Source organism: Streptomyces sp. NPDC002032 (assembly GCF_042890765.1).
GTDB lineage: Bacteria > Actinomycetota > Actinomycetes > Streptomycetales > Streptomycetaceae > Streptomyces.
In genome coordinates, this window is the sequence record NZ_JBIASM010000003.1 from 204,175 (window position 1) to 224,739 (window position 20,565).

18 protein-coding genes and 2 tRNA genes are annotated in these 20,565 nt (G+C 70.5%); 6 read left to right on the forward strand and 14 right to left on the reverse strand.

All coding sequences use genetic code 11. The annotated features are described in order from the left end of the window. Positions 1 to 102: 102 nt before the first annotated feature. The gene (locus ACFYYT_RS09070) at positions 103 to 2,724 is read right to left on the reverse strand and encodes a valine--tRNA ligase (RefSeq protein WP_351816688.1); all 2,622 of its coding nucleotides are present in this window, start codon (positions 2,722 to 2,724) and stop codon (positions 103 to 105) included. 211 nt (positions 2,725 to 2,935) lie between these two features. Here ACFYYT_RS09070 and ACFYYT_RS09075 point away from each other — a divergent pair, with 211 nt between their 5' ends. Beyond that, entirely contained in the window at positions 2,936 to 3,886 is a 951-nt protein-coding gene (locus ACFYYT_RS09075; RefSeq protein WP_351816685.1) for a hypothetical protein, read from the forward strand. A 55-nt stretch (positions 3,887 to 3,941) separates the two neighbouring features. Here the strand turns inward: ACFYYT_RS09075 and ACFYYT_RS09080 are convergent, their stop codons facing one another. The 6 genes from ACFYYT_RS09080 to ACFYYT_RS09105 all read right to left on the reverse strand — a co-directional run bounded on the left by ACFYYT_RS09080 (position 3,942) and on the right by ACFYYT_RS09105 (position 9,128). Next, entirely contained in the window at positions 3,942 to 4,217 is a 276-nt protein-coding gene (locus ACFYYT_RS09080) for a hypothetical protein (RefSeq protein ID WP_351816682.1), read from the reverse strand. Positions 4,218 to 4,388: 171 nt separating this feature from the next. Then, positions 4,389 to 5,675: an ATP-dependent Clp protease ATP-binding subunit ClpX gene (gene clpX, locus ACFYYT_RS09085; protein WP_351816679.1), complete on the reverse strand. Its 1,287-nt coding sequence runs from the start codon at positions 5,673 to 5,675 to the stop codon at positions 4,389 to 4,391. A gap of 154 nt (positions 5,676 to 5,829) precedes the next feature. After that, positions 5,830 to 6,510, reverse strand: a complete 681-nt coding sequence (locus ACFYYT_RS09090; RefSeq protein WP_351816676.1) for an ATP-dependent Clp protease proteolytic subunit — start codon at positions 6,508 to 6,510, stop codon at positions 5,830 to 5,832. A gap of 77 nt (positions 6,511 to 6,587) precedes the next feature. Next, the gene (locus ACFYYT_RS09095) at positions 6,588 to 7,205 is read right to left on the reverse strand and encodes an ATP-dependent Clp protease proteolytic subunit (RefSeq protein ID WP_030229632.1); all 618 of its coding nucleotides are present in this window, start codon (positions 7,203 to 7,205) and stop codon (positions 6,588 to 6,590) included. Between the two features lie 287 nt (positions 7,206 to 7,492). After that, complete coding sequence (gene tig, locus ACFYYT_RS09100) at positions 7,493 to 8,887, reverse strand: trigger factor (RefSeq protein ID WP_351816672.1); 1,395 nt, start codon at positions 8,885 to 8,887, stop codon at positions 7,493 to 7,495. Between the two features lie 164 nt (positions 8,888 to 9,051). After that, positions 9,052 to 9,128: transfer RNA gene (locus ACFYYT_RS09105), tRNA-Pro, on the reverse strand. 178 nt (positions 9,129 to 9,306) lie between these two features. Here ACFYYT_RS09105 and ACFYYT_RS09110 point away from each other — a divergent pair. Beyond that, positions 9,307 to 9,377, forward strand: a tRNA-Gly gene (locus ACFYYT_RS09110). A gap of 132 nt (positions 9,378 to 9,509) precedes the next feature. Further along, on the forward strand, positions 9,510 to 9,746 hold the full coding sequence (locus ACFYYT_RS09115; RefSeq protein WP_351816669.1) for a hypothetical protein: 237 nt from the start codon (positions 9,510 to 9,512) through the stop codon (positions 9,744 to 9,746). 136 nt (positions 9,747 to 9,882) lie between these two features. On the opposite strand, the gene ACFYYT_RS09120 is transcribed toward ACFYYT_RS09115, so the two are convergent. From ACFYYT_RS09120 to ACFYYT_RS09135, 4 genes are all read right to left on the reverse strand, one after another. Further along, complete coding sequence (locus tag ACFYYT_RS09120; protein WP_079426944.1) at positions 9,883 to 10,077, reverse strand: hypothetical protein; 195 nt, start codon at positions 10,075 to 10,077, stop codon at positions 9,883 to 9,885. A gap of 176 nt (positions 10,078 to 10,253) precedes the next feature. Further along, entirely contained in the window at positions 10,254 to 10,709 is a 456-nt protein-coding gene (locus ACFYYT_RS09125) for an HD domain-containing protein (protein WP_351816666.1), read from the reverse strand. Continuing rightward, the gene (locus ACFYYT_RS09130; protein ID WP_351816663.1) at positions 10,706 to 12,100 is read right to left on the reverse strand and encodes a pyridoxal-dependent decarboxylase; all 1,395 of its coding nucleotides are present in this window, start codon (positions 12,098 to 12,100) and stop codon (positions 10,706 to 10,708) included. The genes ACFYYT_RS09125 and ACFYYT_RS09130 overlap by 4 nt, the downstream gene beginning before the upstream one ends. A gap of 444 nt (positions 12,101 to 12,544) precedes the next feature. Then, positions 12,545 to 13,690 carry a PP2C family protein-serine/threonine phosphatase gene (locus ACFYYT_RS09135; protein ID WP_351816660.1) on the reverse strand — a complete coding sequence of 382 codons (1,146 nt, stop codon included), beginning with the start codon at positions 13,688 to 13,690 and terminating at the stop codon, positions 12,545 to 12,547. A gap of 117 nt (positions 13,691 to 13,807) precedes the next feature. On the opposite strand from ACFYYT_RS09135, the gene ACFYYT_RS09140 reads away from it, so the two are divergent. Continuing rightward, a complete protein-coding gene (locus ACFYYT_RS09140) occupies positions 13,808 to 15,043 on the forward strand; it encodes a GNAT family N-acetyltransferase (RefSeq protein WP_351816657.1) in 1,236 nt (411 codons plus the stop codon). A 54-nt stretch (positions 15,044 to 15,097) separates the two neighbouring features. Here ACFYYT_RS09140 and ACFYYT_RS09145 read toward each other — a convergent pair whose 3' ends face one another. After that, positions 15,098 to 15,904: a DNA-formamidopyrimidine glycosylase family protein gene (locus ACFYYT_RS09145; RefSeq protein ID WP_351816654.1), complete on the reverse strand. Its 807-nt coding sequence runs from the start codon at positions 15,902 to 15,904 to the stop codon at positions 15,098 to 15,100. Positions 15,905 to 15,994: 90 nt separating this feature from the next. Continuing rightward, positions 15,995 to 16,483, reverse strand: coding sequence for a ribose-5-phosphate isomerase (locus ACFYYT_RS09150; protein WP_351816651.1), 489 nt, complete (start codon positions 16,481 to 16,483; stop codon positions 15,995 to 15,997). A gap of 218 nt (positions 16,484 to 16,701) precedes the next feature. Here ACFYYT_RS09150 and ACFYYT_RS09155 point away from each other — a divergent pair, with 218 nt between their 5' ends. Then, positions 16,702 to 18,168: an amino acid permease gene (locus ACFYYT_RS09155; RefSeq protein ID WP_351816648.1), complete on the forward strand. Its 1,467-nt coding sequence runs from the start codon at positions 16,702 to 16,704 to the stop codon at positions 18,166 to 18,168. Between the two features lie 76 nt (positions 18,169 to 18,244). On the opposite strand, the gene ACFYYT_RS09160 is transcribed toward ACFYYT_RS09155, so the two are convergent. After that, positions 18,245 to 18,829 carry a biotin transporter BioY gene (locus ACFYYT_RS09160; protein WP_351816645.1) on the reverse strand — a complete coding sequence of 195 codons (585 nt, stop codon included), beginning with the start codon at positions 18,827 to 18,829 and terminating at the stop codon, positions 18,245 to 18,247. A 283-nt stretch (positions 18,830 to 19,112) separates the two neighbouring features. Here ACFYYT_RS09160 and ACFYYT_RS09165 point away from each other — a divergent pair, with 283 nt between their 5' ends. Then, complete coding sequence (locus ACFYYT_RS09165; RefSeq protein WP_351816642.1) at positions 19,113 to 20,522, forward strand: amino acid permease; 1,410 nt, start codon at positions 19,113 to 19,115, stop codon at positions 20,520 to 20,522. Positions 20,523 to 20,565 lie beyond the last annotated feature (43 nt).

The window sequence follows — 20,565 nt, forward strand, 5'->3', positions numbered from 1 at the left end:
TGACCTTCCGCCCTGCCGGAGCCCGCACCGGAAAGGCCCCCCACCGCCGTCGGCGGTGGGGGGCCTCCCTCGTACGGGCTACGCGGCTACGCGGTCACGCGGTTACGCGGCGGGCAGCGCGTCCAGCTGAGCCTGGATCCGCGCGATGTCGGCCCCGGCCTTGTCCAGCCGTCCCTTGATCTTGTCCACGACGTTGTCGGGGGCCTTGGCCAGGAAGGCCTCGTTCCCCAGCTTCGCCTCGGCCTGCTGCTTCTCCTTCTCGGCGGCCGCCAGGTCCTTGCTCAGGCGCTTGCGCTCGGCGGCCACGTCGATGGTGCCGGACAGGTCCAGCGCGACGGTGGCACCGGCCACCGGCAGGGTCGCCGTGGCGTGGAACTCCTCGCCCTCCGGCTGGAGCCGCAGCAGCTGGCGGATGGCGGCCTCGTGCGCGGCGAGCGCGGTACCGGCCAGGTCCAGCCTGGCCGGGACCTTCTGGCCGGGCTGCAGACCCTGGTCGGCGCGGAAGCGGCGGACCTCGGTGACGACGGCCTGGAGGTTCTCGATCTCCGTCTCGGCGGCCTCGTCGCGGAAACCGCTGTCCTTGGGCCACGCGGCGACGACGAGGGACTCGCCGCCGGTCAGGGTGGTCCACAGGGTCTCGGTGACGAAGGGGACGACCGGGTGCAGCAGGCGCAGCGTGGTGTCCAGGACCTCGCCGAGCACCCGGCCGGAGACCGCGGCGCCCTCGCCGCCCGCGAAGAAGGTGGTCTTCGAGAGCTCGACGTACCAGTCGAAGACCTCGTCCCACGCGAAGTGGTAGAGGGCCTCGCTGAGCTTCGAGAACTGGAAGTCCTCGTAGTAGGCGTCGACCTGCGCGACCGTCTTGTTCAGGCGGGACAGGATCCAGCGGTCGGTCGCCGACATCTTCTCGACCGGGGGCAGCTCGCCCTCGATCGTGGCGCCGTTCATGAGCGCGAAGCGGGTGGCGTTCCAGATCTTGTTGGCGAAGTTCCTGGAGGCCTGGACCCAGTCCTCGCCGATCGGCACGTCGGTGCCCGGGTTGGCACCCTTGGCCAGGGTGAAACGGACGGCGTCGGAGCCGTACTTGTCCATCCAGTCCAGCGGGTCCACGACGTTGCCGAAGGACTTCGACATCTTCTTGCCGCGCTCGTCGCGGACGAGGCCGGTGAGGGCGATCGTCTTGAAGGGCGCCTCGCCGTCCATGGCGTAGAGGCCGAACATCATCATCCGGGCGACCCAGAAGAAGATGATGTCGTGGCCGGTGACCAGGACGTCGGTGGAGTAGAACTTCTCCAGGTCCGGGGTCTTCTCCGGCCAGCCGAGCGTGGAGAACGGCCACAGGCCGGAGGAGAACCAGGTGTCGAGGACATCGGTGTCCTGGGTCCAGCCCTCGCCCGTGGGGGCCTCGTCGTCGGGTCCGACGCACAGGACCTCGCCGTCCGGGCCGTACCAGACGGGGATGCGGTGGCCCCACCACAGCTGGCGCGAGATGCACCAGTCGTTGAGGTTGTCGACCCAGTCGAAGTAGCGCTTCTCCATCTCCCGCGGGTGGATCGTGACGCGCCCGTCGCGGACCGCGTCACCGGCGGCCTTGGCGAGGGTGTCGACCTTGACCCACCACTGGAGGGACAGGCGGGGCTCGACGGTGGTGCTGCAGCGCGAGCAGTGCCCGACGGAGTGCAGGTACGGGCGCTTCTCGGCGACGATGCGGCCCTGCTCGCGCAGGGCGCCGACGATCGCGGAACGCGCCTCGAAGCGGTCCAGGCCGAGGAAGGGGCCGTGGACGGTGATGACGCCGTGCTCGTCCATGACCGTCAGATTCGGCAGGCCGTGGCGCTGCCCGATCGCGAAGTCGTTCGGGTCGTGCGCCGGGGTCACCTTGACGCAGCCGGTGCCGAACTCGGGGTCGACGTGCGTGTCGGCGACGACCGGGATGGAGCGGTCGGTGAGCGGCAGCTTGATGAGCTTGCCGACCAGGTGCCGGTAGCGCTCGTCATCGGGGTGGACGGCGATGGCCGTGTCACCCAGCATCGTCTCGGCGCGGGTCGTCGCGACGACGAGGGTGTCCTCGCCCTCCCCGTACGTGATGGAGACGAGCTCGCCCGCGTCCTCCTGGTACTCCACCTCGATGTCGGAGATGGCCGTCAGACAGCGCGGGCACCAGTTGATGATGCGCTCGGCGCGGTAGATCAGCCCGTCGTCGAACAGCTTCTTGAAGATCGTCTGGACGGCCTTGGACAGGCCCTCGTCCATGGTGAACCGCTCGCGCGACCAGTCGACGCCGTCGCCGAGGCGGCGCATCTGGCCGAGGATCTTGCCGCCGTACTCTTCCTTCCACTGCCAGACGCGCTCGACGAACTCCTCGCGGCCCAGGTCGTGGCGGGACTTGCCCTCCTCGGCGAGCTGCTGCTCGACCTTGTTCTGGGTGGCGATGCCGGCGTGGTCCATGCCGGGCAGCCACAGCGACTCGTACCCCTGCATCCGCTTGCGGCGGGTCAGCGCGTCCATCAGCGTGTGCTGGAAGGCGTGGCCCAGGTGCAGGGAGCCGGTGACGTTCGGCGGCGGGATGACGATGGTGTACGCGGGCTTCTCGCTCGCGGGGTCGGCCGTGAAGTAGCCACGCTCTACCCAGCGCTCGTAAAGCTTCCCCTCTACCTCGGCCGGCGCGTACTGGGTCGGCAGTTCGGAGGTGGGGGCACTGGGTGTCTGCGTGTTCTCGGTCACGGGGCACAGGATACGGGGGGCGCCGCCCCCGTCACGAATCAATACCACCGTGGCCGCTCTTGTTGACCTTGGCCGATCCGGGGCCGTTCGCGGACCCCCAGGTCGCGGCTGCGTCGTGGTTCGGTAACGCCTGGGACCCCGCCGCCCCGGCCGGGCCGGGCTTCGGTCAGGATGTGAGGAACAGATAAGAAACCTCACAGGGGGACGCGGGATGAGTTTCAACCAGCCAGGTCCGTACGGGCAACAGCCGCAGCAGCCGGGTCCCTACGGACAGCAGCCCCCGCCGCCGCCGAACCCGTACGGCCAGCCCGCTCCCCAGCCGGGCTACGGCTACCCCCAGCAGGCCCCGCCGCCGCCCCCGCCGGCCTACCCCCAGCAGGGCGGCTACGCGCAGCCCCCGCAGCCGCCCCAGCCCGCGTACGGCTACCAGCAGCCCCAGCAGCCCCCGTACGGCGGCATGCCCCCGCAGCAGCCCCCGAAGAAGTCGAAGGCGGGCGTCGTGATCGGCGTCGTCGTGGCGGTGGCCGTCATCGCGGGCGGCGGCTGGTACTTCCTGAAGGGCAACGCCTCGGGCGGCACGGTCTCCAACGCCACCAAGGGCTACAAGCTGGTGGCCCCCGAGTCGGTGGGCGAGTTCCAGAAGAACCCCAAGTACACCGAGTCGCCCATGACCGACAAGGACAAGCAGGAAGCCGAGGCCGCGGGCATCAAGAACCCCACTCAGGTGGGAATGAGCTACACGGCCGGTGACCCGAAGAACGCACTGACCGCCAAGGGCCTCAACTTCAGCGGTGTCTACGGCGACGTCGCCGACCCCGAGAAGACGGTGGACTCGTACTTCGCGATGGCCAAGCTGAACGTGTCGAAGAAGAACGAGAAGATGTCGGCCGAGCTCATCGGCAGCCCCAAGTCGATCGCTCCGGCCGGCTTCAAGGGGGCCGTGCTCAAGTGCCAGGAGATCAAGTTCACTTCGAAAGACCCGGCGTTCAAGGGGCCCAAGGAGTACACGCTGCCGCTGTGCATCTGGGGTGACTACAGCACCGTGGCCGTGGTCAGCGCCTCAGACGCGGTCTCGATCCTTGCCGGCAAGCCCGGTTACACCCTGGAGCAGGACGCCGACCTGGCGGCGAAGCTCTACAACACCGCCCGCGTCAAGGCCTGATCAGAAGCGACGGCCGGCGCGGGGCGAGCGCCTCACGCCGGCCGGTCTCACATCCTCACGCCAGCTGGTAGCACGCCGTGGTGGCGTCGTTGGCCCTCACCCCAAGGCCCACCAAGGTCACGTAACAGGCGTGGTCGTTCAATCCGTAGAGATCCCATGGGGCGGCGACATCGCACGCCCCCTGGGCCTTCGGACCCACGTTGTAGCCAATGTTGCGCAGGTAGATCTGACAGTCAGCCGACGAGGCCGACGCCGGTGAGGCCGCCACCATCGGCAGAGCGGCCGCAACAAACGTGGCCGCCAGAACGCCGAGCGCACGCTTCTTCTGCATTCCTTGATCCTTTCGCGGAAGAATTCCCGCGTCGGAGTTGATCAAGGAACCGACCCCCACGCAAGGCGATCTAGAACACTTGGCCTACTTTCACCTGCCAGAGTCCTGAACGCACGAATGGGGCGCTCCACACGGGAGCGCCCCATTCATTCGCATACGACCCGTCGACGGCTACGCCGACTTCTCGTGCGGGCCCTGGTCCTTCGGGACGATGCGGGGCACCAGCGTCGGGTTGACGTTGGAGCGGACCACATCCGGGGTGATGACCACGCGGGCCACGTCCTTGCGGGACGGGACCTCGTACATCACCGACATCAGGACCTCTTCCATGATGGCGCGCAGCCCGCGCGCGCCGGTCTGGCGGAGGATCGCCTGGTCCGCGATGGCTTCGAGCGCCTCGCGCTCGAAGTCCAGCTCGACGCCGTCGAGTTCGAACAGCCGCTGGTACTGCTTCACCAGCGCGTTGCGCGGCTCGATCAGGATCTGGAGCAGCGCCTCGCGGTCGAGGTTGTGCACCGAGGTCAGGACGGGCAGACGGCCGATGAACTCGGGGATCATCCCGAACTTCACCAGGTCCTCCGGCATGACCTCCTGGAACTGGTTGCTCTCCTCGATCTCCCGCTTGGAACGGATCGTCGCCGCGAAGCCGATGCCCTTGGCGCCGGCCCGCGACTCGATGATCTTCTCCAGGCCGGCGAAGGCGCCGCCCACGATGAAGAGCACATTCGTCGTGTCGATCTGGATGAACTCCTGGTGCGGGTGCTTGCGCCCGCCCTGCGGCGGCACCGAGGCCGTCGTGCCTTCCAGGATCTTCAGGAGGGCCTGCTGGACGCCCTCGCCCGAAACGTCGCGCGTGATCGAAGGGTTCTCGCTCTTACGGGCGACCTTGTCGATCTCGTCGATGTAGATGATGCCGGTCTCGGCCTTCTTGACGTCGTAGTCAGCGGCCTGGATCAGCTTCAGCAGGATGTTCTCGACGTCCTCGCCGACGTACCCCGCCTCCGTCAGCGCCGTCGCGTCGGCGATGGCGAACGGGACGTTGAGCATGCGGGCGAGCGTCTGGGCCAGCAGGGTCTTGCCGGAGCCCGTGGGCCCGAGCAGCAGGATGTTGGACTTCGCGAGTTCGATCGCGTCGTCCCGGCCCTGCGCGCCGCCGTTCTCGCCGGCCTGGACCCGCTTGTAGTGGTTGTAGACCGCCACGGAGAGCGCCTTCTTCGCCGGCTCCTGGCCGACGACGTAGCTCTCCAGGAACTCGTAGATCTCACGGGGCTTGGGGAGTTCCTCCCACCGGACCTCGGAGGTCTCCGCGAGCTCCTCTTCGATGATCTCGTTGCAGAGGTCGATGCACTCGTCGCAGATGTACACACCGGGTCCTGCGATGAGCTTCTTCACCTGCTTCTGGCTCTTTCCGCAGAACGAGCACTTGAGCAGGTCGCCGCCGTCACCGATGCGTGCCACGAGGTGCTTCCCCTTCGCCTGGGAGACGCTTGGTTCAGCGACTCCTGGTGCCTCATATCCGACGGTACCTTGCCGGGGGCCCCCAGCGGGGCCCCCTTGACGTGGTTCACATCGCCGAATCCGACGAAGTGTCCACGCCAACTGACGGCAAGGATCAGGCCGCGTTCATCTTGCGGGTGGAGACGACCTGGTCGATCAGGCCGTAGGCGAGCGCGTCCTCGGCCGTGAGGATCTTGTCGCGCTCGATGTCCTCGCGGATCTTGTCGATCGGCGTGGTCGAGTGCTTGGCCAGCATGCTCTCCAGCTGGTCGCGCATGCGCAGGATCTCGTTGGCCGCGATCTCCAGGTCGGAGAGCTGCTCGCGGCCGGTGCCGCCCGAGGGCTGGTGGATCAGCACGCGGGCGTTCGGCAGCGCCAGGCGCTTGCCGGGGGTGCCGGCGGCGAGCAGGACCGCGGCGGCGGAGGCCGCCTGGCCCATGCAGACCGTCGAGACGTCCGGCTTGACGAACTGCATCGTGTCGTAGATCGCCGTCAGCGCGGTGAAGGAGCCGCCGGGGCTGTTGATGTAGATCGAGATGTCACGGTCCGGGTCCATCGACTCCAGGCACAGCAGCTGCGCCATGACGTCGTTGGCGGAGGCGTCGTCGATCTGCACTCCGAGGAAGATGATGCGCTCCTCGAAGAGCTTCGCGTACGGGTCGTACTCGCGCACGCCCTGCGAGGTGCGCTCGACGAAGCGCGGGATGACGTAGCGGTTGTCCACCTGCGGGCCGGAGTAGAGGCCGCTCGCGGAGAAGCTCGCGGAGAAGTTGTTCTGCATCTGGGTGTTCACCATCCTGGTGGCGTTCTGCGGGCTGAGGTTGCCTGGGCCGTGCGGGCGGGCGTACGGGACTTCGTGCGCCGGAGCCGGGATCAGGCCCCGGTGCCGCCGCCGCCGGGGACCAGGGACGCGGCGGAGATGATCTCGTCGATCAGGCCGTACGCCTTGGCCTCCTCGGCCGTGAACCAGCGGTCGCGGTCGCCGTCGCGGATGATCGCCTCCACGGTCTGGCCCGAGTGGTGCGCGGTGATCTCAGCCATGCGCTGCTTGGTGCGCAGCAGGTACTGGGCCTGGATCTTGATGTCCGAGGCGGTGCCGCCGATGCCGGCGGAGCCCTGGTGCATCAGGATGTCGGTGTTCGGCAGGGAGAAGCGCTTGCCCGCCGTGCCGCCGGTGAGCAGGAACTGGCCCATGGAGGCGGCCATGCCCATGCCGATGGTGACGACGTCGTTCGGGATGTACTGCATGGTGTCGTAGACCGCCATGCCCGCCGTCACCGAGCCACCGGGGCTGTTGATGTACAGGTAGATGTCCTTCTCCGGCTCGGCGGCCAGGAGCAGGAGCTGCGCCGTGATCTTGTTCGCGATGTCGTCGTCGACCTGCTGGCCGAGGAAGATGATGCGCTCGCCGAGCAGCCGGTTGTAGACATGGTCGCCGAGGCCGCCACCGATGGACGGCTCACCCGCGGCGTAAGGCTTCAGATTCGTCACGTATCCACCTGCTCGTCTCCGACGGCCACATGCCGTCTCAGCGTCTCGTTCTGGGGCGCGGACCTACCGGTGGAGCGATGCCCTCCGGCTTCGGGTACTCCCGTGCCCTCGTATTCATGGACCCTAACGCGCAGGTAGGACAACGCCATCCCGCTTCCCGAACTGTTCGCTCGGAGCGCAAGGTAACCGGCCCCTGCGAGGAGGGTCACCGGGGCACGGTGAAGGGCCCGGACGCGGCTGCGTCCGGGCCCTTCACGGCACTGCTTCCAGGGCCTGGGCCCGGGGTGTTACTTGGCCTCGTCGGCCTCGGTCTCGCCGGCCTCGACCTCGTCGGTCGCGGCGGCGGCCGGGGCCTCGGTCTCGTCCTCGTCCTCGTCGGACAGGTCGATGACCTCACCGTTGGTGTCGACGACCTTGGCCTTCTCGACGACGACCGCGAGGGCCTTGCCGCGGGCGACCTCGCCGACGAGCATCGGAACCTGGCCACCCTCGACGACGGCCTGGGCGAACTGGTCCGGGGACATGCCGGAGGACTGCGCGCGGCGCATGAGGTGCTCGGTGAGCTCCTCCTGGTTGACGCCCAGCTTCTCCTTGTTGACCAGGGCGTCCAGCAGGAACTGGGTCTTGATGCCCTTGACGGCCTGCTCGGTGGTCTCGGCGTCGAACTCCTCGACCGTCTTGCCCTGGATCTCGAGGAACTTCTCGAGGTCGAGGCCCATCTGGCCGAGCTGGTGGTGCTCCAGGTTGTGCTTGCGGGTCTGGACCTCGTCCGCGAGCAGCTTCTCGGGGACCGGGATCTCCGCGAGCTCCAGGAACTTCTCCAGGACGCGCTCCTGGGCCTGGGTGGCCTGGTCGTACTGCTTCATGTTCTCAAGGCGCTTGCGGCTGTCCGCCTTGAGCTCCTCGATGCTGTCGAACTCGCTCGCCATCTGGGCGAACTCGTCGTCCAGCTCCGGCAGCTCGCGGGCGGAGACCTTGGTGACCTTGACGGTGACCTCGGCGTCCTTGCCCTCGGCGGAGCCGCCCTTCAGCTGGGAGGTGAAGGTGGCCTCGCCACCGGCCTCCAGGCCCGTGACGGCCTCGTCGATGCCGTCGAGCAGCTCGCCCGAGCCGATGGTGTAGGAGACGTCGCTGGCGACACCGTCCTCCAGCACCTCTCCGTCGACCTTGGCCTCCAGGTCGATCGTGACGACGTCACCCTCCTGGGCGGCGCGCTCGACGTCCTTCGTGGAGGCGAAGCGGCCGCGCAGCTGCTCGACCGACTTCTCGACGTCCTCGTCGGAGACCTCGATGGCGTCCACCTCGACCTCGATGCCGGAGTAGTCCGGGATCTCGATCTCGGGACGGACGTCCACCTCGGCGGTGAAGGACAGCAGCTCGCCGTCCTTCAGCTCCTTGATGTCGACCTCGGGCTGGCCCAGCGGGTTCAGGTCGGCTTCGTTGACCGCCTCGGTGTAGAACTTCGGGAGGGCGTCGTTGACGGCCTCCTCCAGCACCGCACCGCGGCCGAAGCGCTGGTCGATGACGCGGGCGGGGATCTTGCCCTTGCGGAAGCCCTTCACCGTGACCTGCTGGTTGATCTTCTTGTACGCCGCGTCGAGGCTGTCCTTGAGCTCCTCGAAGGGCACCTCAACAGTGAGCCGAACCCGAGTCGGGTTCAGGGTCTCCACGGCGCTCTTCACGGTTCGGTCTCCTTGTGGCTGACTGCTGGGGGTTCTGCCGTATCGCTGCGATTCAGCGGTTCGACGGATTCGGCCCGGTACATCAGACACACGGGCACGCAGCTTGCATAGTAACCGCAAGCGGCAATCAGCCCACAACGCGATCTTCGTGGACGCAGTACTCGTGGTCGGGGTGGCCGGATTCGAACCGACGACCTTCCGCTCCCAAAGCGGACGCGCTACCAAGCTGCGCCACACCCCGTCGGTGCGACACGTAGGGTACATGCCCGGAGACCCTCCGACGCGCTCGCTTTTCCCGCGCCGCACGCGCGCGCGGCGCGGACCCGGGGCCGACGGCGGCAAAGGGGTGTGCGCTCCCCCCGCGCGACCCGCTAGGATGCTGTCCGTGCCACGGTCCCCGGACCTGCGGCGCGCGTACTGCGGGTGTAGCTCAATGGTAGAGCCCTAGTCTTCCAAACTAGCTACGCGGGTTCGATTCCCGTCACCCGCTCTGAAGCGAAAAGGGCCAGGTCAGAGGAGATCTCCTCGACCTGGCCCTTCGCCGTTCCCGGGGCGGCGATCAGCCCTCCGTCATCCCCGCCCTCCGCGTACGATCAGCGATCATCGTCCAGGGGGGTACCACATGAGCGCAGGCATGGCACTCGGCGTCAGCAGCGACAGGGAATGGATCATCCGCAACGCCAAGGGGCGGAAGTTCGTCTACGAGTCCGCGGAGGAGGCCTTCGAGGAACTGCACGAGTACGGCGAGGGAGCCGTCGTGCTGACCCGCGAGGTCTACCGGGGCATGTTCCGCACCAAGCCCGTCACCGACTGGCAAGAGGTCCCGCCACCGGCCGCCGGCCCGGACACCGAGGACTGATCCCCCACGCACGGCTCTCCAGGGCTCAGCGGGGCGTGTCTCCCGCCTGTCCGGGCGCCCGCTCCGAAGCGAAAAGGGCCAGGCGCGAGGGCAGTTCCCCGGTCTGGCCCTTCGTCGCTCCCGGGCGGGTGCGGGGCTAGAGCTTGATGCCGGCGATGGTGTCGGCCAGGGAGTTCAGGAAGCGGTTGACGTCCGGGGCGATGGAGCTGGACGCCAGGAAGAAACCGAAGAGGACCGCGACGATCGCGGGACCGGCCTTCATGTGCTTGCCGCGGATCAGGATCACCAGGATGATCGCCAACAGAACCACGACTGACAGTGAAATGGCCACTACTGATCACACCTTCGGTCGTCCCCTGGCCGGCCCGGGGCGTGCGGCCCTGCACACCCCTACATGCACCATCCTCCCACCAACGGACCCCGGGTATCCGTCCCGTGACGAATCGCCATTGGTTCTTTCCCGCCAAGCACACACTTACTTGGCATATTTCGGGCAAGAGGTACGGGTCAGGGGGCGGTGACGCCGAGCAGGGAGCGGACGTACGCGTACTTCGCGGTCAGCCGTTCGCGGGTGGGGGCGTCCAGTACGGACAGACGTACGGGGTCGGCGTTGTGCGCGAGGTCGGCTTCCTTGACGAGGGGGGCGCCGGGGGTGGCGAGGATGCGGGCGGCGTACTCCTCAAGCGGTTCCCCGGGGCGCTTGGTCAGGGCCAGCACCATGGCCTTGACCTCCTCGGGGAGGGCCGCGGACGCCAGCTCGGCGGGGGTGAGCGCCTCGTCCTCGACGGCGTCGTGGAGCCAGGCCGCCGCCTGCTGCGCCGGGGTGCCGCCGCGCAGGCGGACGCCCTCGGCGACGGCCGCGAGGTGCTCGGCGTAGGGCCGGCCGGCCTTGTCGGTCTGGCCCTGGTGCGCCCGGCGGGCGAGGGCCTCGACCTCCCGGAGGGTGAGCGGCTGCCGCGTCATGCGATCCCCTTCGCTGCCGTGCGCAGGGCCCCTGCGGCCCGGCGCACATCGGCGCGCGTGGTGCGCCAGTTGGAGAACGCTGCGCGCAGGGCGGGGGTTCCCCCGTACACGGTGGGGGTGACGAACACCTCGGCGCCGGCGGCTTCGCGCAGGGCGGCCAGGCGTTCGGGGGTGGGGTCGGTGGCGAGGGTGAAGCAGACGACGTTGAGGCGGACGGGGGCGAGCAGGCGCAGGAGCAGGTCGCCGTCCAGTTCCGCACCGAGGGCGCGGGCGCAGTCGACGTCGCGTTCGACGATCTCCCGGTATCCGGCGCGGCCGTACGCGCGCAGCGTGAACCAGGCGGCCAGGGCCCGCAGCCGGTGGGAGTTCTCGGGGGTGAGGTGGACCAGGTCGGGTTCGGGGCCCAGGGGCCCTAGGTAGGCGGCGGCGTTGGCGAAAACGCGGGCCTGGAGGTCGCGGCGGCGGGTGAACTGGACGGCGCTGTCGTAGGGGACGTTCAGCCACTTGTGCAGGTCGACGCAGACGGAGTCCGAGGCGTCGAGTCCGGCGGTGAGGTGGGCGTGGTCCGGGGAGAGAGCGGCGAAGGCCCCGAAGGCGGCGTCGGTGTGCAGCCAGAAGGGGTGGCGTTCCTTGAGGGCGGCGAGGGCGTTCAGGTCGTCGAAGTCGACGGTGTTGACGGTGCCGGCGTTGGCGACGACGACGGCCGGGCCGGGGGTGTCGGCCAGGGCGCGGCCGAGGGCGGCGGGGTCGACGGCCTCCCGGCCGGGGAGGGTGGGCACCCGGACGAGGGAGGCGCGGCCGAGGCCGAGGACGGACAGGGCCTTGGCGATGGAGGAGTGCGGGGCTCCGGACAGGACGCGGACGGGGCCGATGGCCGCCGCGCCGTCCTCGGCGGGGGAGACGCCGAGGCGTTCGCCGAGCCACTCGCGGGCGATGGCGAGGCCGACGGTGTTGGACATGGTGGCGCCGCTGACGAAGGTGCCGGTGTGGGCGTCGGAGAGGCCGAAGAGGCCGCGCAGCCAGCCGGTGGTCTCGCGCTCCAGGTGCTGGCCCGCGCCGTCGAAGGCGGAGTTGGAGTTCTGGTCGTGGGCGGCAGTGAGCCAGTCGCCCGCGAGGGCGGCGGGGGTGGCGCCGCCGGTGACGAAGCCCAGGTAGCGGGGGCCCGCGGAGGCCGAGAACCGGGGTGCCCAGCGGGTCTGGAAGGCCTCCAGGGCCGCTTCGGTGCCGGTGCCGTGCTCGGGCAGCGGCTCGGGGGCGGGCGGCGCGGCGTCGGCGGGGGCCGGTACGACGGGCCGCGCGTCCAGGGCCGCGAGGGCGTCGGCGGCGGCGCGGCGGGTGGCGTCGAGGAGTGCGGGGAGACGGGCGAGGTCGGCGGCGAGCGGTGCGTCCATGCGCGGACGGTAGCCCGGGGCGGGAGCGGTGCGGACGGGCCAATCGCCGCGAAGTGGCCCGGGGGCCGGGCCGCCGCCCCTGGAACCCCGCCCCCGGACGCCGACGGGACCGCGCAGCGACGCGTCCGCAACCGCAGGCCGGGACCGCGTCAGGGACGGCGGCCCCAGGCAGCGGCCCCGTACGGCAGGCGCGGACGGCGAACCCGGGCGGCAGCCCCGGACAGCGAACCCGTACGGCAGCCCCGGAGGGTCGCCTCGGGCGGCGGACCCGGGCGGCAGCCCCAGGCAGCGAACCCGGACAGCGGCCGGCGGACGGCCAACCCGGCCAGCGGCCCCGGGCGGCGGCCGCCGGGCAGCGGCCCCGCGCGGCGGGCGGCGGACGGAGTCCGGCGCGGCGGCGCGAAGCCCGGGAGGCTCCCAGGGCCGAAGGGTGCGAGCGACGCGTCAGGAAGGAGAGCGGCGGATGAGGAGGAGGGCGCGGTCGTCGTTGACGTCCTTGGCGACCTTCTCGATGAGGTGCCAGGCCGCGCCCTCCCAGCCGGCGGCGACGTAGCGGTCGGCCTCGCCGGTGAGTTTGTCGATGCCCTCGCTGATCTCGCGGTCGGCGGTCTCGACGAGGCCGTCGGTGAAGAGCATCAGGACGTCGCCGCTCCGCAGGTTGCCGCGGGCCGGGGTGAACTCCGCGCCGTCGTAGACGCCGAGGAGCGGGCCCTCGCCGGTGACCTCCTGCCAGCGGCCGGTGCCGGCCGAGAGCTGGAGGGCGGGCAGGTGTCCGGCGGAGAGCAGCTCGTAGTCCCCGCTCTCCAGGTCCAGGACGAGGTGGATGGAGGTGGCGAAGCCCTCGTCCCAGTCCTGGCGGAGCAGGTAGCCGTTGGCGGCGGGCAGGAAGCCGTGCGGGGGCAGCGCGCCGAGCAGCCCGCCGAAGGCTCCGGAGAGCAGGAGGGCGCGGGAGCCGGCCTCCATGCCCTTGCCGGAGACGTCGGTGAGGACGATCTCCAGGGTCCGGCCGCCGTTGGTGCGGGCGGCGACGACGAAGTCGCCGGAGAAGGACTGTCCGCCGGCCGGGCGCAGGGCCATCTCGCGGTGCCAGCCGCGCGGCAGGGTGGGCAGCTTGCTCTGGACCCGGATCCGTTCGCGCAGGTCGAAGAGCATGGTGCCGCCGCGCCGCCAGGGCACGCCGACGCGGCTGCGGAACTGGGCGATGACCAGCCCGAAGAACCCGCACGCCGCAACCACGAGCACGGTCCCGGGGGTGACCCGGGCCGGCCCGCCGGAGTACGGGCCCAGCACCAGGGCCTCGACGATCAGGGCGGTCGCGGAGGCGGCGTAGAGGCCGAGCAGGCTCGCGGGCCGCAGCAGCAGGCCACCGGCCACGATGGGCAGGACCAGGGCCGACGGGGAGAACCAGACGGGCATGATCAGCGTGCCGCAGGCGATCGCGGGTACGGTCAGCAGCAGCCCGCCGAAGGCGAGCCAGTCGGAGGCGTCGCCGCGGAAGTAGTCGACGGCGGATTTGCGCAGGGCGGTGCGGGCCCGGTGCCAGAACGCGCGCATCCGGGCCGCGTACGTCTCCACGCGTGCCGAGGCCATTGCATCGGGACCCTATCCATCCCGGCCGGGTGTGCGCAGGGGTACCCCCGGACGTAGGTCACCTTCGGGGTCGAAAACAGTTCGACCGGGACGGAATGCCCTGGTAGGGATAGCCCCATGGCTCTTGATACGCGCGTATTGCAGGCTGATGAGTGGGATGTCTGGTACGACCACTTGGAACTGGCGTTCGGCGGTGTGCCGGAGACCCTGGGCGAGCGGACGCTCTACCGGGACCTCACGGAACTGGAGCGTTCCCTGGGCGTGTGGGACGGCGGCACCTGCGTCGGCTCGGCCGGCGCCTTCAGCTTCCGCCTCTCGGTGCCGGGCGGCGCGCTGGTCCCCGCGGCGGGCGTGACCATGGTGGGCGTCGCGCCGACCCACCGCAGGCGCGGGGTGCTGACTTCGCTGATGCGCCGCCAATTGGACGACATCCGGGAGGGTGGTGAACCGCTCGCCGTGCTGACGGCCTCCGAACCGGAGATCTACGGCCGGTTCGGCTACGGCACCGGCGCCTACGCCCTGTCCGTCGAGATCGACACCACGCGCGTGCGGCTGGCCGTCCCGCCGGGGACGGACGAGGTCCGGCTGCGCCTGGTGGACCCGGAGAAGGCGCTGGCCGACTGCGAGCGCGTGTACGCGGCCCTGGTCGCGCGCCGGCCGGGGATGCCGGCCCGGCAGCCCGGCTGGGAGCGGCTGGGCCTGCTGGACCCGGAGGCGCGCCGGGAGGGCGCCTCGCCGCTGAAGTGCGTGGTGGCCGAGGACGCGGAGGGCGAGGTCACCGGGTACGCCCGCTACCGGGTCAAGCCGGACTGGGAGCAGAGCGGCTCGGACGGAAAGGTGCAGGTCGAGGACGTGGACGCGCTGCACCCGGCGGCGTACGCGGCGCTGTGGCGCTACCTCTTCGAGATCGACCTGACCTGGAGCGTACGGGCGTACGGGCGGCCCGCGGACGACGCGCTGCTGCACCTGGCCAGCGACGTACGGCGGATGCGGACGCGGCAGCGCGACGCGCTGCACGTGCGGCTGGTGGACCTGCCGGCGGCGCTGGAGGCCCGGACGTACGCGGCCGCGCTGGACGTGGTGCTGGAGGTCGAGGACGCGTTCTGTCCGTGGAACACGGGACGGTGGCGGCTGACGGCGCAGGCCGGCGGGGAGGTGCGTTGCGTGCGGACCGCGGACGCGGCGGACCTGGCGCTGTCGGTGCGCGAGCTGGGCTCGGCGTACCTGGGCGGGATCACCCTGACCTCGCTGGCCGCGGCGGGCCGGGTGCGCGAGCTGCGCCCGGGCGCGCTGTCGCGGGCCTCGCGGGCCTTCGCGGGTGACGTCGCGCCCTGGCTGCCGCACGGCTTCTGAGGCCCGGCGGGCCCGGCGGGCCCGGCTCAGGCCCGGCGCACGCCCCGGAGGGGCTCAGCGCCGCTGGCAGGCCGGGCACCAGAAGAGGTTGCGGGCGGCGAGGTCCGCGGTGCGGATCTCGCCGCCGCAGACGTGGCAGGGCAGGTGGGCCCGGCGGTAGACGTAGACCTCGCCGCCGTGGTCGTCCACCCGGGGCGGGCGGCCCATGGCCTCGGGGAGGTGCTCGTCGCGGACGGTGTCGATGCGGTTCAGCCGTACGCCCTCGCGCATGAGCAGGATCAGGTCGGCCCACATCGCGTCCCATTCGGCGCGGGTGAGGTCCTTGCCCGCCCGGTAGGGGTCGATGCCGTGCCGGAAGAGCACCTCGGCGCGGTAGACGTTGCCGACGCCCGCGACGACCTTCTGGTCCATGAGGAGGGCGGCGATGGTGGTGCGGGAGCGGGAAATCCGCCGCCAGGCCCGGTCGGGGTCGTCGGCGGGGCGCAGCGGGTCGGGGCCGAGCCGGTCGTGTATCGCCTTCTTCTCGCCCTCGCCGAGCAGCGCGCAGGCGGTGGGGCCGCGCAGGTCGGCGTAGTGGGCGGCGTTCAGCAGCCGCAGCCGGACCGTGTCGGTGGCGGGCGGGGCGGGGGCGGTGCCGAAGCCGAGCTTGCCGAAGAGGCCGAGGTGGATGTGGATCCAGGCGTCGCCGAGCTCCAGGAAGAGGTGTTTGCCGTGGGCCTCGGCGCTCTCCAGCTCGCGCCCGTCGAGCAGGGCGGCGCTCTCGGCGAAGCGGCCCTGGGGGCTGCTGACCCGGACCGGGCGGCCGGCGAAGCGCTCGGTGTGGTCCTGGGCGAGGCGGTGGATCGTATGCCCTTCGGGCACGGCACTGCTCCTACGTCCGGGCGTGCCCGCGCCGCCGGACGGGGTCCGGCGGCGCGGGTGCGTACTGCTGGGCCTGGCTACCGGGCCCGGCTACTGGTCCTGGGGGTGGTGGGCCGGGATCGGGGGGAGCTCGCCGGTCTGCTCGTAGGCGGTGAGCATGTCGATGCGGCGGGTGTGGCGCTCCGCGCCGGAGTACGGGGTCTTCAGGAAGGTGTCGATGAAGCTGACGACCTCGTCCTGGGTGTGCATGCGGCCGCCGACGGAGATGACGTTGGCGTTGTTGTGCTCGCGGCCCAGTTCGGCGGTCTGGACGCTCCACGCGAGGATGGCGCGGATGCCCTTGACCTTGTTGGCGGCGATCTGCTCGCCGTTGCCGGAGCCGCCGATCACGATGCCGAGGCTGCCTTCGTCCGCTGCGGTCCGCTCGGCGGCACGCAGGCAGAACGGCGGGTAGTCGTCCACCTCGTCGTAGATGTGGGGCCCGCAGTCGACGGGCTCGTGGCCGTTGTTCTTGAGCCAGTCCACCAGGTGGTTCTTGAGCTCAAAGCCGGCATGGTCGGATCCGAGATACACGCGCATGGGTCGAGTGTGGCACGCGCGGGCTGGAGGACCGGCAGAGGGTGTCGTGTATGTCACTTCTAAACCTCAAGTAAACCCAAAGAACCCAGACGGGAGGGGTCGGGACCTTGGTCCCGAGATGTAGGCCTTGGGCAACCATCGGAACAGGGTCTTCCGTACTTCGAGGATGTCGGGTTTGAATGCCGGAACTCGAAACCCGAGAACCTAAGGAATCGTCCATGAGCACCACGACGACCCTGCAGACGGCAGGCGACCCCACTGGTGAACCCGGTGCGCCCCAGCCCTCCGACGGTCTCAAGGCCGGTCTCAAGAACCGCCACCTGTCCATGATCGCCATTGGCGGCGTCATCGGCGCCGGCCTGTTCGTCGGCTCCGGCGGCGGCATCGCCAAGACCGGCCCGGCCATCCTGCTCTCGTACGCACTCGTCGGCGCGCTGGTCGTCTTCGTGATGCGGATGCTGGGCGAGATGGCCGCCGCCAGCCCTAACTCCGGCTCCTTCTCCGCCTACGCCGACCGCGCGCTCGGCCGCTGGGCCGGTTTCTCCATCGGCTGGCTCTACTGGTTCTTCTGGGTCGTCGTGCTGGCCGTGGAGGCCACCGCCGGGGCGAAGATCCTCGAAGGCTGGATACCGGCCGTCCCGCAGTGGGGCTGGGCGCTGATCGTCATGGTCGTCCTGACCGCCACCAACCTCGGCTCGGTGGCCTCCTACGGCGAGTTCGAGTTCTGGTTCGCCGGGATCAAGGTCGTCGCCATCGGCGCGTTCGTGATCGTCGGCATGCTCGCCGTCTTCGGCGTGCTGCCGGGCTCGGACAACCCGGGCGCCGGGCTGGCACACCTCACCGACACCGGCGGGTTCATGCCGAACGGCTGGGGCTCGGTCCTGACCGGTGTGCTGATGGTCGTCTTCTCCTTCATGGGCAGCGAGATCGTCACGCTGGCCGCGGGCGAGTCCGAGGACCCGCGCCGCGCCGTCACCAAGGCCACCAACTCGGTGATCTGGCGCATCGGCATCTTCTACCTGGGTTCGATCTTCATCGTGCTCACGCTGCTGCCGTGGAACGACAAGTCGATCGTCGACAAGGGCTCCTACGTCGCCGCCCTGGACTCGATCGGCATCGCGCACGCCGGCCAGATCATGAACGTGATCGTCCTGACGGCCGTGCTGTCCTGCCTGAACTCGGGCCTCTACACGGCCTCCCGCATGGCGTTCTCGCTCGGTGAGCGCGGCGACGCGCCGAAGGCCTTCGCCAAGGTCACCAAGCGCGGCGTGCCCGCCGTCGCGATCCTGGGCTCCGTCGTCTTCGGCTTCGCCGCCGTCTACTTCAACTACGCCTACCCCGACACGATCTTCAGCTTCCTGCTGAACTCCTCGGGTGCGATCGCGCTGTTCGTGTGGCTGGTCATCTGCTTCACCCAGCTGCGGATGCGCGGGATCCTCATGCGCGAGGCGCCGGAGAAGGTGACGGTGAAGATGTGGTTCTTCCCGTACCTGACCTGGATCACCGCCGCGATGATCACCTTCGTCCTGGGCTACATGGTCTACGACAAGGACAACCGCGAGACGGTGCTGCTCTCCCTGCTGGTCGCCGCCGTCGTGCTGGTGATCGGCGTGGTCCGCTCCGCGCTGCGCCGCAGGGCCGGTGCTCCGGCGGACGCCGAGGCCCCGGCGGACGCCGCCGCGTAGCCTCCCCCGCTCATGCGGCAGCCCCGGACCGCGGTCGCGGTCCGGGGCTGCCGTGCGCAGGGGCGGGTCCGGGGGCTCAGCCCCGGCGGCCCGCCAGCTTCCAGGCGCCGGGCAGGGCGCCCATGGCGAGGGCGGCCTTGAGCGCGTCGCCGATCAGGAACGGGACCAGGCCCGCGGCGACTGCGGCGCTCAGGGACATGCCGGTGGCGGCCATGAGGTACGGCACGCCCACCGCGTAGATCACGGCCGAGCCCAGCACCATGGTGCCCGCGGTACGCAGCACCGAGCGGTCGGCGCCGCGCCGCGCGAGGGCGCCGACGACGGTGGCGGCCAGCAGCATGCCGAGCACGTAGCCGAAGGAGGCCCCGCCCGCGCCGGAGGTGCCGCCCGCGAACCACGGCACGCCGGCCATGCCGACGAGCGCGTACAGGGCGAGCGAGAGGAAGCCGCGGCGGGCGCCGAAGGCGGCGCCTACCAGCAGGGCGGCGAAGGTCTGGCCGGTGACCGGGACGGGCGAGCCGGGAACGGGCACGGAGAGCTGCGCGGCGAGGCCGGTGAGCGCGGCTCCGCCGACGACGAGCGCGATGTCGCGGACGCGGCTCGCGGGCAGCAGGTCGGCGAGGACGGCGCCGGGCCGGAAGGAGACGGAAGCAGTGCTCATCGGGGGCTCCGCGAGGTGGTGATCGACAGGACACCGTGAGGCTAGTGCGGGCCGCGGCGCCGCCCCACCGCCGGGCGGGACAAAGCCGTACTGCCCGGTTTGGTGGAGACCGGACAAAGACCCGGCCCCACACCCGAGTCGAAGTGATCCGCGTCACGCCCCACATTCGACCGCACGTCCTTTTTGCTCCCGCGGGTCCCCTGCCGCCAGACTGTAGGTTCCCGCCAATCCCCCGTACAGCCCCCAGCGCCGCTTGGCCGACCGAGAGTACGAGCATCCCCTCATGCGCGACCAACTGCCCGATCCGAACGTCACCGGGAGCGGTCTGCCCCCGGAACCCCTCAGCCACAGCCTGAAGCAGCGTCACCTGACCATGCTGGGCCTCGGCGGCGTGATCGGCGCCGGCCTCTTCGTGGGCTCCGGCGCCGGCATCACCATCGCCGGTCCGGCGATCATCTGCTCGTACCTGCTCGCGGGCGTGCTCGCGATGCTGGTGATGCGGGCGCTCGGCGAGATGTCGGCCGCGATGCCGGCCTCCGGCTCCTTCTCCGTGTACGCGGAGAAGGCCCTGGGGCGCTGGGCCGGGTTCTCGGCGGGCTGGCTCTACTGGTTCCTGCTGGTCGTGGTGCTCGCCGTGGAGGCCACCGGCGCCGCGAAGATCGCCAACGGCTGGCTGCCGGCGGTCGACCAGTGGGTGTGGGTGCTGGTCTTCATGGTGGTCTTCACCGTCAGCAACCTGGCGGCGGTGCGGAACTTCGGCGAGTTCGAGTTCTGGTTCGCGGCCCTCAAGGTCGGGGCCATCGTGCTGTTCCTGATCCTGGGCACCCTCGCGATCTTCGGTGTGCTCCCGGACACGGATCCCGTGGGCATGGCCAACCTGACCGGCCACGGCGGCTTCTTCCCGGCCGGCTTCGGCGGGGTGGTGGCCGGCATGCTCGCCGTCATCTTCGCCTTCGGCGGCCTGGAGGTCGTCACGATCGCGGCCGCCGAGTCGGACGACCCGGCCCGCTCGGTGGCCCGGGCGGTGCGCAGCGCGGTGTGGCGCATCCTCTTCTTCTACGTGGGCTCGATGCTGGTCATCGTGACCCTGCTGCCGTGGGACTCGCTGGAGCCGGGCCAGAGCCCGTACGTCGCGGTGCTGGACTCGATCGGGATCCCGGCGGCCGGGCAGATCATGAACATCGTGGTGTTCGTGGCGCTGCTGTCGGCGCTGAACGCGAACCTCTACGGCTCCTCGCGCATCGTCTTCTCGCTGGCCGAGCGGGGCGAGGCGCCCCGGGCGCTGCTGAAGGTCTCGGGCGGCGGGGTGCCGCGCCGGGCGGTGTTCGCCTCGGTGGCCTTCGGGTTCGTGTCGGTGGTGCTGAACCTGCTGTGGCCGGACACGGTCTTCCTCTACATGCTGAACGCGGTCGGCGCGGTGCTGCTGTTCGTGTGGGCGCTGATCGCCGTCTCGCAGCTGCGGCTGCGGCGGGTCCTGGAGCGGGAGATGCCGGAGCGGCTGACGCTGCGGATGTGGCTGTTCCCGTACCTGACGTGGGCGGCGCTGCTGGGGATGGCGGCGGTGCTGGTGCTGATGCTGTTCGACGACTCGGCGCGGCCGCAGCTGCTGTGGTCCTCGGGTGCGGCGGCGGCGGTGCTGCTGGTGGCGTGGGCGCGCGAGATCCGCGCGCGCCGGGCCGGGGCGGCCGGGTAGCCGGCTCCGGGCCGGCCGTACGGCCGGCCCGGCCGACCGATGG

What these genes read in the sequence shown, in the direction of transcription:
- ACFYYT_RS09125 (WP_351816666.1), bottom strand. Translation starts at nt 10,709, where the DNA reads ATGACGCGGCAGCCGCTCACCCTCCGGGAGGTCGAGGCCCTCGCCCGC.
- ACFYYT_RS09115 (WP_351816669.1), top strand. Translation starts at nt 9,510, where the DNA reads ATGAGCGCAGGCATGGCACTCGGCGTCAGCAGCGACAGGGAATGGATC.
- ACFYYT_RS09160 (WP_351816645.1), bottom strand. Translation starts at nt 18,829, where the DNA reads ATGAGCACTGCTTCCGTCTCCTTCCGGCCCGGCGCCGTCCTCGCCGAC.
- ACFYYT_RS09165 (WP_351816642.1), top strand. Translation starts at nt 19,113, where the DNA reads ATGCGCGACCAACTGCCCGATCCGAACGTCACCGGGAGCGGTCTGCCC.
- ACFYYT_RS09130 (WP_351816663.1), bottom strand. Translation starts at nt 12,100, where the DNA reads ATGGACGCACCGCTCGCCGCCGACCTCGCCCGTCTCCCCGCACTCCTC.
- ACFYYT_RS09135 (WP_351816660.1), bottom strand. Translation starts at nt 13,690, where the DNA reads ATGGCCTCGGCACGCGTGGAGACGTACGCGGCCCGGATGCGCGCGTTC.
- ACFYYT_RS09155 (WP_351816648.1), top strand. Translation starts at nt 16,702, where the DNA reads ATGAGCACCACGACGACCCTGCAGACGGCAGGCGACCCCACTGGTGAA.
- ACFYYT_RS09140 (WP_351816657.1), top strand. Translation starts at nt 13,808, where the DNA reads ATGGCTCTTGATACGCGCGTATTGCAGGCTGATGAGTGGGATGTCTGG.
- ACFYYT_RS09150 (WP_351816651.1), bottom strand. Translation starts at nt 16,483, where the DNA reads ATGCGCGTGTATCTCGGATCCGACCATGCCGGCTTTGAGCTCAAGAAC.
- ACFYYT_RS09075 (WP_351816685.1), top strand. Translation starts at nt 2,936, where the DNA reads ATGAGTTTCAACCAGCCAGGTCCGTACGGGCAACAGCCGCAGCAGCCG.
- ACFYYT_RS09090 (WP_351816676.1), bottom strand. Translation starts at nt 6,510, where the DNA reads ATGGTGAACACCCAGATGCAGAACAACTTCTCCGCGAGCTTCTCCGCG.
- ACFYYT_RS09080 (WP_351816682.1), bottom strand. Translation starts at nt 4,217, where the DNA reads ATGCAGAAGAAGCGTGCGCTCGGCGTTCTGGCGGCCACGTTTGTTGCG.